The 11,842-nt window shown below is 58.4% G+C and carries 9 protein-coding genes; 8 read left to right on the top strand and 1 reads right to left on the bottom strand.

Annotated elements, in window-relative coordinates:
- Positions 1–22: 22 nt before the first annotated feature.
- From ydcS to NR114_RS14155, 7 genes are all read left to right on the top strand, one after another.
- Positions 23–1,177: a putative ABC transporter substrate-binding protein YdcS gene (gene ydcS, locus NR114_RS14185; RefSeq protein WP_020828181.1), complete on the top strand. Its 1,155-nt coding sequence runs from the start codon at positions 23–25 to the stop codon at positions 1,175–1,177.
- A 54-nt stretch (positions 1,178–1,231) separates the two neighbouring features.
- Positions 1,232–2,260 (top strand): ABC transporter ATP-binding protein, encoded by a 1,029-nt coding sequence (locus NR114_RS14180; protein WP_129941369.1) that lies wholly within the window; start codon positions 1,232–1,234, stop codon positions 2,258–2,260.
- A gap of 1 nt (position 2,261) precedes the next feature.
- Positions 2,262–3,206: an ABC transporter permease gene (locus NR114_RS14175; protein ID WP_020828179.1), complete on the top strand. Its 945-nt coding sequence runs from the start codon at positions 2,262–2,264 to the stop codon at positions 3,204–3,206.
- Positions 3,196–4,002: an ABC transporter permease gene (locus tag NR114_RS14170; RefSeq protein WP_020828178.1), complete on the top strand. Its 807-nt coding sequence runs from the start codon at positions 3,196–3,198 to the stop codon at positions 4,000–4,002. The genes NR114_RS14175 and NR114_RS14170 overlap by 11 nt, the downstream gene beginning before the upstream one ends.
- A gap of 172 nt (positions 4,003–4,174) precedes the next feature.
- A complete protein-coding gene (gene patD, locus NR114_RS14165; RefSeq protein WP_234530454.1) occupies positions 4,175–5,599 on the top strand; it encodes an aminobutyraldehyde dehydrogenase in 1,425 nt (474 codons plus the stop codon).
- A gap of 86 nt (positions 5,600–5,685) precedes the next feature.
- Complete coding sequence (locus NR114_RS14160) at positions 5,686–7,596, top strand: FAD/NAD(P)-binding protein (protein ID WP_116689952.1); 1,911 nt, start codon at positions 5,686–5,688, stop codon at positions 7,594–7,596.
- Entirely contained in the window at positions 7,593–8,780 is a 1,188-nt protein-coding gene (locus tag NR114_RS14155) for a cytochrome c (protein WP_256814397.1), read from the top strand. The genes NR114_RS14160 and NR114_RS14155 overlap by 4 nt, the downstream gene beginning before the upstream one ends.
- 163 nt (positions 8,781–8,943) lie before the next feature.
- On the opposite strand, the gene hmpA is transcribed toward NR114_RS14155, so the two are convergent.
- A complete protein-coding gene (gene hmpA, locus NR114_RS14150; protein WP_020828174.1) occupies positions 8,944–10,134 on the bottom strand; it encodes an NO-inducible flavohemoprotein in 1,191 nt (396 codons plus the stop codon).
- A gap of 373 nt (positions 10,135–10,507) precedes the next feature.
- Between hmpA and glyA the strand changes: the two genes are divergently transcribed.
- Positions 10,508–11,761 carry a serine hydroxymethyltransferase gene (gene glyA, locus NR114_RS14145; RefSeq protein WP_020828173.1) on the top strand — a complete coding sequence of 418 codons (1,254 nt, stop codon included), beginning with the start codon at positions 10,508–10,510 and terminating at the stop codon, positions 11,759–11,761.
- Positions 11,762–11,842 lie beyond the last annotated feature (81 nt).

Genomic DNA, 11,842 nt, shown 5'->3' with positions numbered 1-11,842 from the left:
AGGCCACACAGGGGTAATTACGATGGGAAAAACTACCGCAGTCACCACCACAGTTTCCGCACTTTGTTTCACCGTACTTTGCGGTTTGGCCCAGGCGGCCGATCTGCCGCAGGCGCTCGGCAAGGGCGAAGGGCGACTGGATATCATTGCCTGGCCCGGTTACATCGAACGCGGTCAGTCCGATAAAAACTACGACTGGGTCAGCCAGTTTGAAAAGCAAACCAGCTGCGCGGTGAATGTGAAAACCGCCGCCACTTCCGACGAAATGGTCAGCCTGATGGCCAAAGGAGGCTACGACCTGGTCACCGCTTCCGGCGACGCTTCGCTGCGGCTGATTTTCGGCAAGCGGGTGCAGCCGATCAATACCGCCTTGATCCCTAACTGGAAAAACATCGACCCGCGCCTGTTAAACGGTGCCTGGTACACCCTGGACGGCAAAACTTACGGCACGCCCTATCAGTGGGGCCCAAACCTGCTGATGTATAACACCAAAACCTTCCCGACACCGCCGGACAGCTGGGCAGTAGTGTTCCAGCAGCAGAACCTGCCGGATGGCAAAACCAATCAGGGCCGGGTTCAGGCCTATGATGGGCCAATCTATATCGCCGATGCGGCGTTGTTCCTGAAGGCCACGCAACCGCAGCTTGGCATCAGCGATCCGTATCAGCTTAACGAAGAGCAGTATCAGGCGGCGCTGAAGCTGTTGCGTACCCAGCATGCACTGATCCACCGCTACTGGCATGACACCTCGGTACAAATGAGCGATTTCAAAAACGAAGGTGTGGTCGCCTCCAGCGCCTGGCCGTATCAGGCCAATGCCCTGAAAGGGGAAGGCCAGCCGATCGGTACGGTATTCCCGAAAGAGGGGGTGACCGGTTGGGCCGACACCACCATGCTGCACGCCGATGCCAAACACCCGAACTGCGCCTATCTGTGGATGAACTGGTCGCTGGAACCGAAAGTGCAGGGCGACGTTGCCGCCTGGTTCGGTTCTGTCCCGGCGTCGCCGGCGGGTTGCAAGGCCAGCACGCTGTTGGGTGATAAAGGTTGCGAGACCAACGGTTTCAACCAGTTCGACAAGATTGCCTTTTGGAAAACGCCACAGGCGCAGGGCGGAAAATTCGTGCCCTACAGCCGCTGGACTCAGGATTACATCGCCATCATGGGCGGTCGGTAACCCGTGCGGGCGTAGTTCGCTACGCCCGATTAACGTCAATCAGGAGCGCAGATCATGACCATTGCCGTGCAATTTATCGATGTTTCGCGAAGCTTCGGCGAGGTTCGCGCCGTGGACCGGGTTTCAATCGAGATACAAGACGGGGAATTCTTCTCCATGCTCGGGCCTTCCGGCTCGGGGAAAACCACCTGCCTGCGGTTGATCGCCGGTTTCGAACAGCTCACTGCCGGCTCGATTCGTATTCACGGGCAGGAGGCCGCCAATTTGCCGCCGTATCAGCGCGACGTGAATACCGTCTTCCAGGATTACGCGCTGTTCCCACACATGTCGGTACTGGAAAACGTCGCTTACGGGCTGATGGTTAAAGGCGTCGCCAAGCGTGAACGCCTGGCCCGTGCGCAGGAAGCGCTGGACAGCGTGGCGTTGGGGTTTGTAGCCGAGCGCAAACCGGCGCACCTTTCCGGCGGCCAGCGGCAGCGTGTCGCACTGGCTCGCGCACTGGTCAATCGGCCGCGGGTGCTGCTGTTGGATGAACCGCTCGGCGCGCTGGATCTCAAGCTGCGCGAGCAGATGCAGGGGGAGTTGAAAAAGCTGCAGCGCCAGCTCGGCATCACCTTTATTTTCGTCACCCACGATCAGAGCGAAGCGTTGTCGATGTCCGACCGGGTGGCGGTGTTCAACAATGGCCGTATTGAACAGGTGGACGCGCCGCGCGAACTCTACATGCGACCGAAGACGCCGTTTGTCGCCGAGTTTGTCGGCACCTCTAACGTGGTGCGCAGCGATTTGGCGCAGCGGCTGTTGGGCCAGGCCGCCACCTTCTCTATCCGTCCCGAGCATATTCGGTTCGCGGATCAGGCCGGCGCAGCGCAGGGGGAAATTCAGGTGCAGGGTACGCTGCAGGAGATCCATTACCAGGGGGCGGCGACGCGCTACGAAATTGCGTTGAACAGCGGTGAAAAACTGCTGGTCAGCCAGGCGAATCCTCAATGGCTCGCCGACGGGCAGCCGCATCTGATCGGCCAACCGGTCACCGCCTGCTGGTCACGTGAGGCGATGGTGCCATTGCTGGAGGCGAGGTGAAATGGAGATGAGCATCGATTATCCCGCGCCGCGCCGCGGAACCTTGCGCACCCTGTCGACCTACCTTTATCGCCGGCCGACGCTGTACCTGCTGCTGTTACTGGTGCCGCCGCTGCTGTGGTTTGGCGCGGTCTACCTTGGCTCATTGCTGACGCTGCTGTGGCAGGGGTTTTACACCTTCGACGACTTCACCATGACGGTGACGCCGGATCTGACCTTCGATAACCTGCGGGCGCTGTTCAACCCGGCCAATTACGACATCATTCTGCGCACGCTGACGATGGCGGTACTGGTGTCCCTGGCCAGCGCGGTGCTGGCGTTTCCCATTGCCTATTACATGGCGCGCTACACCAGCGGCCGCACCAAGGCGTTTTTCTACATCGCGGTGATGATGCCGATGTGGGCCAGCTATATCGTCAAGGCCTACGCCTGGACGCTGCTGTTGGCGAAGGATGGCGTAGCGCAATGGTTCCTGCAGCATCTTGGGCTGGAGCCGTTGCTGGCGGCGATCCTGACTGTACCGGGTGTCGGCGGTAACACGCTATCCACCTCCGGGTTGGGCCGTTTTCTGGTGTTTGTTTATATCTGGCTGCCGTTCATGATCCTGCCGATCCAGGCGGCACTGGAACGCCTGCCTCCTTCGCTGCTGCATGCTTCGGCGGATCTGGGCGCACGCCCTGCGCAGACCTTTCGTTACGTGATCCTGCCTTTGGCGGTGCCGGGGATCGCCGCCGGATCAATCTTCACCTTCTCGCTGACGCTGGGGGACTTTATCGTGCCGCAACTGGTGGGGCCGCCGGGCTACTTTATCGGCAGCATGGTGTACGCCCAGCAAGGGGCGATCGGCAATATGCCGATGGCTGCGGCCTTTACTCTGGTGCCGATTGTGCTGATCGCGATTTATCTTTCCATTGTGAAACGTCTGGGGGCTTTCGATGCACTCTGAACGCGCGCCGTTAGGGCTAAAACTGGCCGCCTGGGGCGGACTGATTTTCCTGCATTTCCCGTTGGCGATTATCGCCATCTACGCCTTCAACACCGAGGATGCGGCTTTCAGCTTCCCGCCGAAGGGGTTTACGCTGCATTGGTTCAGCGTTGCAGCCGGGCGCCAGGACATTATCGATGCGATGCTGCTGTCCGCGCAGATTGCCGCGCTGGCCACCGTTGTGGCGCTGGTACTGGGCACGCTGGCGGCAGCGGCTCTCTACCGGCGTGACTTCTTCGGCAAAGACAGCATTTCGTTGCTGCTGCTGTTGCCGATCGCGCTGCCGGGCATTGTCACCGGTCTGGCACTGCTGGCGGCGTTTAAGGCGCTGAATATCGAACCGGGGGTGCTGACCATCGTCATTGGCCATGCCACCTTCTGCGTGGTGATCGTGTTCAACAACGTGATTGCCCGTTTCCGCCGAACCTCCTACAGCCTGATCGAGGCCTCTATGGATCTCGGTGCCGACGGCTGGCAAACCTTCCGCTACGTGATATTGCCCAACCTAGGTTCGGCGCTGCTGGCCGGGGGCATGCTGGCGTTCGCGTTGTCGTTTGATGAAATCATTGTCACCACCTTCACCGCCGGCCATGAGCGCACGCTGCCGCTGTGGTTGCTGAACCAGCTCGGTCGCCCACGTGACGTGCCGATCACCAACGTGGTGGCGCTGTCGGTGATGCTGCTGACCATGATCCCGATTTTGGGGGCCTATTACCTGACCAAAGGTGGCGAAAGCGTCGCCGGCAGCGGCAAATAGCTTTCCCCTTCGTCTTTCAAGCTGCAGCGTTGTTGGCTGCGAGCGTAAACCCCAGTCACTTATTTTGTATAAGCTCCGGGGGATTTACGCTCTTGCCGCCTAGCTGCAACTTGAAATCCATTGGGGAAAGGGATCATGTCGCTAAAAATAAATAACTGAGGGGTTCGTCTATATGCAAAGCCAATTGTTGATTAACGGCCAACTGGTTGCCGGCCAGGGGGCGTTGTTGCCGGTGTATAACCCGGCGACCGGAGAGGTGGTGGTGCAGGTGGCTGAAGCCAGTGCGGAGCAGGTCGATCAGGCGGTGTTGGCAGCCGACGCCGCGTTTGGCGAATGGGGCCAGACCACACCGAAAGAGCGTGCCGAGCACCTGCTGAAGCTGGCGGACCTGATCGACCACCATGCGGAAACCTTTGCCCGTCTGGAGTCGCTTAACTGCGGCAAACCTTACCACTGCGTATTGAACGATGAGTTGCCGGCGGTGGCGGATGTGTTCCGCTTCTTCGCCGGTGCCAGCCGTTGCCTGAGTGGGCTGGCGGCCGGTGAATACCTGGCCGGGCACACGTCGATGATCCGCCGCGATGCGTTGGGGGTGGTTGCTTCAATCGCTCCCTGGAACTACCCGCTGATGATGGCGGCGTGGAAGCTGGCTCCGGCATTGGCGGCAGGTAACTGCGTGGTGCTTAAGCCTTCGGAACAAACCCCGCTGACCACCTTCAAGCTGGCGGAGCTGGCCGCCGATGTGTTCCCTGCGGGCGTATTCAACGTGCTGTTTGGCCGCGGCGCCAGCGTCGGTGACCGGCTGACCGGCCATGACAAGGTGCGCATGGTGTCGCTGACCGGCTCAATCGCTACCGGTGAACACATCATTGCCCATACCGCGCCCGGCATTAAACGTACCCATATGGAACTGGGCGGCAAGGCACCGGTACTGGTGTTCGACGACGCCGATCTGCAACAGGTGGTGGACGGCATTCGCAGCTTTGGTTTCTACAACGCTGGCCAGGATTGCACCGCCGCTTGCCGGATTTATGCCCAGAAAGGCATTTATCCGCAGTTGGTAAAGGCCTTGGGTGAGGCTATTGGCAGCCTGAAGATAGGCCCGCCGGAAGATCCAGACAGCGAGCTGGGCCCATTGATCACCGCTCAGCATCTGGAGCGGGTGGTGGGTTTTGTCGAGCGAGCCAAGGCGCTGCCGCACGTGCAGGTGGTGACCGGCGGTACGCGAGTCAACGGCCCCGGCTACTATTTCCAGCCAACGCTGCTGGCCGGTGCGCGCCAGGAAGATGAGATTGTGCAGCGTGAAGTGTTCGGGCCGGTGGTAACCGTCACGGAGTTCGAGGATGAGGCGCAGGTATTGGCCTGGGCCAACGAGTCACAGTATGGCCTGGCGTCGTCGTTGTGGACCCGGGATGTCGGTCGGGCACACCGTCTAAGCGCTCGTCTGCAGTATGGCTGCACCTGGGTGAATACCCATTTCATGCTGGTGAGCGAGATGCCGCACGGTGGCCAGAAGCTGTCCGGCTACGGCAAGGATATGTCGATGTATGGCCTGGAAGACTACACTGCGATACGTCATGTGATGTTCAAACATTGATTTTACTGTATTTATCCGCAAAATAACGCGGCCTTCAGACCGGCCCCGCCGGTCTGATGATAATAAAAACTGAAAGGAAGCCAATTATGGGCATCACCAGACGCGATTTTCTTAATGGAGTGGCGATCACCATCGCTGCCGGGCTGACGCCGATGCAGATCCTGCGGGCATCGCCGCAAACCGCCAATCAAACCCTCTACTATCCGCCGACGCTGACCGGACTGCGGGGCAATCACCCCGGTTCCTTTGAACATGCGCACCAATTGGGGCGTGACGGCAGGGCCTTCGATTTTGCCGCCGTACCGGCGACGGAAGAGTTTGATCTGGTGGTGGTCGGTGCCGGGATCAGCGGGCTGGCCGCGGCCTGTTTCTGGCAGCAAATGAAGGGGACGCAGCAGCGTATTTTGCTGATCGACAACCATGATGATTTTGGTGGCCATGCCAAACGCAATGAATTCAGCAGTGAGAACGGGACCATCCTCGGTTATGGCGGCAGCGAGTCGCTGCAGTCGCCGCGTTCCAACTTTAGCCCGGTAGCGATGGGGCTGCTGAAAAAACTGGGTGTCAGCATCGACAACCTGGAAAAGGCTTTCGACACCACTTTTTACCCCAATCTGAACCTGAGCCGCGGTGTCTATTTCGACCGTAAGAACTTTGGCGTCGACAAAGTGGTGAGCGGCGATCCCGGTCGTATGGTGGCGGACGATATTCCGCATGACCGACTCAACGGCCGTTCCTATGAAGCTTTTATCGGCGATTTCCCGCTGCCGGAAAGCGACCGTCAGGCGCTGATTGCACTGCATACGGTGGACAAGGACTACCTGCCGGAAATGAGCCAGGAGCAGAAAAGCGAATGGCTCGACAAGCACAGCTATACCGAATTCCTGCGTGAAAAGGTGGGGCTGAGCGAAATGGCTATCCGCTATTTCCAGCAAACTACCAGTGATTTCCAGGCGGTGGGCATTGACGCGACTTCATGCAGCGACGCCCGTATTTGTGACCTGCCGGGCCTGAACGGTATGAACCTGCCGCCGCTGGACGAAGAGTCGCAGGCGGATCTCGACGATCCTTATGTGTTCCACTTCCCGGACGGCAACGCTACCCTGACGCGTCTGATGGTACGCCATCTGATCCCGGCGGTTTCACCGGGCGGCAAAGACATGAATGACATCGTTCTCGCCAAGTTCGATTACAGCCAGCTAGACCGTGCCGATTCGCCGGTAAAACTGCGATTGAACAGCACCGGATTGCACGCGGCCAACGTCGGTGACAAGGTCGAAGTGACCTATATGACCGGTGAGAAAATGACCAAGGTGCGCGCCGGGCAGGTGGTGATGGCGGGGTACAACATGATGATCCCGTACCTGGTACCGGAAATGTCGACCGAACAGCAAGAGGCGCTGAAGCAGAACGTGAAGTCACCGCTGGTGTACAGCAAAGTGGTGATCCGCAACTGGCAGCCGTTTATCAAACTGGGCGTACATGAAGTTTACTCCCCAACCGCCCCTTATTGCCGCGTGAAGCTGGATTATCCAGTGAGTATGGGCGGCTATCAGCACCCGCGCGATCCCAACCAGCCCATTGGCCTGCATATGGTATACGTGCCGACGTTGGCGGGCAGCGGACTCAGCCCGCGCGAACAGTCACGTAAAGGCCGTGCCCTGCTGTTGGGCACACCGTTTGAAGTGCATGAGCAGATGATCCGCGAACAATTGCAGGGCATGCTGGGGTCGGCCGGGTTCGATCACCAGCGTGATATTGAAGCCATTACCGTCAACCGCTGGTCGCACGGTTACTCCTATTTCCTCAACGGCTTGTTTGACGACGAGGACGAAGCGAAGAAAATCATTGAGACGGCGCGCCAGCCGATCGGCAAAATCGTGATTGCCAACTCGGATTCAGACTGGAGCCCGTACGCCAACTCGGCGATCGACCAGGCATGGCGTGCGGTCAATGAGCTGGCCTATGGCAAGGTTGCCGCGAAGGAGGGAGCATGAGAATGCGTTCACTGTATTTGCTGACCTTACTGGCGACGGGCGGTTCGGCCCAGGCGATGTCGGCCGGGGAATACGTGGCCAAGGCCGGTGACTGTACCGCCTGCCATACCTCGGCAGGCGGCGCATTGTTTGCCGGCGGCATGAAGTTCCCGACGCCGCTGGGCAATATCTACGCCACCAATATCACGCCGGACAAACAGCAGGGCATCGGCGCTTATTCTTTTGACGAGTTTGACCGCGCCATGCGCCAGGGGATCGCCAAAGACGGTCACCGGCTTTATCCGGCGATGCCGTATACCTCTTACGCCAAAATGAATGCGGAAGATATGCGCGCGCTGTATGACTACCTGATGAACGAAGTGCCGGCGCAGAATACCGCCAACCGCGCCAGTGACATCAGTTGGCCGTTGTCGATGCGTTGGCCGCTGGCGGTATGGAATCAGCTGTTCCATGACGATACGCCTTACCAGCCTGACCACAACCAGAGCGCAGAGTGGAATCGCGGCGCCTATTTGGTTCAGGGGGCGGGGCACTGTGGCAGTTGCCATACGCCGCGTGGCTGGGCGATGCAGGAAAAAGGTCTGGACAGCAAAGAGCCGGCCTTCCTGAGCGGCGCCGAGCTAGACGGTTGGTACGCTTCCGGGTTACGCGGAATGAAGCAGGACGAAGTGGTTGCCCTGTTGAAAACCGGGCGCAGCCAACATGCCGCGGTTTCCGGGCCGATGAGCGAAGTGGTGAGCCACAGTACGCAGTATCTTACCGACGGCGATCTGAACGCTATTGCCACCTATTTGCACAGCCTGGCGGCGGAGCAACCCGCGGCGCAGAAAGTGACGCCGCTGGCCGCCGACCATCAGCAGGCGGGGCAGCGCAGCTATGCGATGTACTGTTCAACCTGTCATGGCAATAAGGGCGAGGGCAGCGACAACACCATTCCTGCGCTGGCGGGCAACACGACGGTGACGGCGGAAAATCCGATCACTGCGCTACGCGTGGTGCTGGAAGGTGCACACACGCCAATCACCCAGCACGCCACCGCGATCGCCATGCCGGGCTACGCCTGGACGTTGAACGACCAACAGGCAGCCGATCTGATGAGCTATCTAAGAGGCAGTTGGGGGAATCAGGCTGCACCGGTGACGGCGCAGCAGGTGCAGGAGACACGCAAGCTGGCGGAGAAATAATCATACCCGTCATACTTGAAGCTGCCTCTTTGTTGGCTGCCTGCGCTTACCCCAGTCACGTACTTATTGTACATTTCTGGGGATGCGCTTAGTTGCCGCCGCGATGCAACGCCAATTATTTAGCGTATAGGGCGCGGTTGTGGATGAACTGCGCCCTTTTCAATTACATCACCTTGTGTGGGCCGAAGCATTCGTAGTGGATACGATCGGCGCTGACGCCCATCTCCAGCAACTGTTTGCCCACGTGTTGCATAAACGGCACCGGTCCGCAGAAGTAGTAATGCATCTGCGGGGTGCTGAGCGTTTCGCGCAGGGCGCTGAGATCCATCAGGCCACGGCTCTGGTAGTCTCGGCCTTCCACATCATTAGCATTCGGTTGGTTGTACCACACGTGGCGGCTCAGGTTTGGCATGCGCCCAGCGATGTCCGCCACTTCATCGGCAAAGGCGTGAACGCTGCCATTTTCCGCCGCGTGCAGCCAGTGCACGTCCGCCTGATGCTGGTTATCGTGCAGGGTATTGAGCATGCCGAGCATAGGCGTTTGGCCAACGCCGGCGGAGATCAACGCCACCGGAGTATCCGGCTTGGCTTCGAGGAAGAAATCCCCGTGCGGTGGAGCAAGGTAAATTACGTCGCCTTCTTTGGCCTGCTGATGCAGGAAATTCGAAACCTTACCCTGATCTTCACGCTTCACCGCAATGCGATAGTATTCGCCGTTCGGTGAGGTGGTCAGCGAGTATTGGCGAATCTCCTGATTCTCCATGCTGTCGTGCTTGATATAGACCGCCAGGTATTGCCCCGGTTTGAAGTCGATTACCCGGCCACCGTCAACCGGCGCCAGCACGAAGCTGCAAATCACCTCGCTCTGCGGTTGTTTTTTGACGATGCGGAAAGCGCGCAGATCGCGCCAGCCGCCGTCGGCGCTTTCGCTGGCCTGATAAATCTGGCCTTCACGCTGGATAAACACGTCCGCCAGTACGCCATAGGCTTTGCCCCAGGCATCCAGCACTTCCTGACCCGGGCTGAACATTTCGTCCAGGGTCGCCAGTAAATGGCCACCGACAATCTGATATTGATCCGGCTGAATATTCAGGCTGGTGTGCTTCTGGGCAATACGTTCTACCGCCGGCAGCAGCGCCGCCAGATTTTCGATATTCGCGGCATAGGCGCAGATCGCATCGAACAGCGCCTGACGCTGATCGCCATTGCGCTGATTGTTCATATTGAACACGTCTTTGAGCTCGGGATTGTGCTCGAACATACGATCGTAGAAATGTGCGGTCAGCTTCGGCCCGGTAGCGGCCAGCAGGGGAATAGTAGATTTTACGGTGGCGATGGTTTGGCTATCCAGCATGGCAGCGCTCCTTGGTCGATCATTATTGGAATAATGTAATGATGCATTTTAAATGCATCTTTAAGTTTAAGCGCATCCTAACGGTTTCTGTGGTGGCTGTAAATACCCCTGTTTTTGTTACGGGGTCGGCGAGCGGCGATCCCGCTCACAGAACATGAAAAAACCGCATTCCCAGCATGAGTAAAAGTCCGTTGCCGAATGGGGATATTTATCGGATCAAAGCCTTGCCGCGCCTAATGCCAATCGTTTGCGTAAAAACCTCTGTCAAGGCCTATCCTCGGTGGGGGGAAACAGTTTACACTGTGCCCCAGAACCCAAACGGGTAGTTATTTGGTGATTTTTTAGTTAGCCGATTTAAGTCAGGAGAAGCCGGATGTTAAAGCGTGAAATGAACATTGCTGATTACGATGCCGAACTGTGGCGTGCAATGGAGCAAGAAGTGGTGCGTCAGGAAGAGCACATTGAGCTGATTGCGTCTGAGAACTACACCAGCCCGCGCGTAATGCAGGCTCAGGGTTCCCAGCTGACCAACAAATACGCTGAAGGTTATCCGGGCAAGCGTTATTACGGCGGCTGCGAATACGTGGATATCGTTGAGCAACTGGCTATCGACCGTGCCAAAGAGCTGTTCGGTGCCGATTACGCCAACGTACAGCCGCACTCCGGCTCCCAGGCTAACTTTGCCGTTTACACCGCGCTGCTGCAGCCGGGCGACACCATTTTGGGGATGAACTTGGCGCACGGTGGCCACCTGACCCACGGTTCTCCGGTTAACCTGTCCGGCAAACTGTATAACGTGGTGCCTTACGGTATCGACGATAAAGGTCAAATCGATTACGAAGATCTGGCCAAGCAGGCGCAAACTCACAAGCCAAAAATGATCATCGGCGGCTTCTCTGCCTTCTCCGGTATCGTTGACTGGGCAAAAATGCGTGAAATCGCCGACAGCATCGGCGCTTACCTGTTCGTTGATATGGCGCACGTTGCGGGCCTGATCGCCGCCGGCGTTTATCCGAACCCGGTTCCACACGCTCACATCGTGACCACCACCACCCACAAAACCCTGGCGGGTCCGCGCGGCGGCCTGATCCTGGCGAAAGGCGGTGATGAAGATCTGTACAAGAAGCTGAACTCCGCCGTGTTCCCGGGCGGCCAGGGCGGCCCGCTGATGCACGTGATTGCCGGTAAAGCGGTAGCGCTGAAAGAAGCGATGGAGCCTGAGTTCAAGATCTACCAGCAGCAAGTGGCCGATAACGCCAAAGCGATGGTGGAAGTGTTCCTGGAGCGCGGCTACAAAGTGGTTTCCGGTGGCACCCATAACCACCTGTTCCTGTTGGATCTGGTTGACAAGAACCTGACCGGTAAAGAAGCTGACGCCGCCCTGGGCCGCGCCAACATCACCGTGAACAAAAACAGCGTGCCAAACGATCCTAAGAGCCCGTTCGTCACCTCAGGTGTGCGTATCGGTACTCCGGCTGTAACGCGTCGCGGCTTCAAAGAAGCGGAAGTGCGTGAGCTGGCCGGTTGGATCTGCGACGTGTTGGACAACATCAATGATGAGGCCACCATCGAACGCACCAAGAAGAAAGTGTTGGATATCTGCGCCCGCCTGCCGGTTTACGCTTAATTCCGCTTTCTGTTTAAAAACCCGCTTCGGCGGGTTTTTTTATGCCCGTGGCAGGCAAACTGTGAACTGCTTAGCAGTCTA

Origin of the sequence: Serratia sp. Ser99, assembly GCF_024519545.1 — a bacterium.
GTDB classification, from domain to species: domain Bacteria; phylum Pseudomonadota; class Gammaproteobacteria; order Enterobacterales; family Enterobacteriaceae; genus Serratia; species Serratia liquefaciens.
This window is presented reverse-complemented; position numbering and strand designations above follow the sequence as displayed.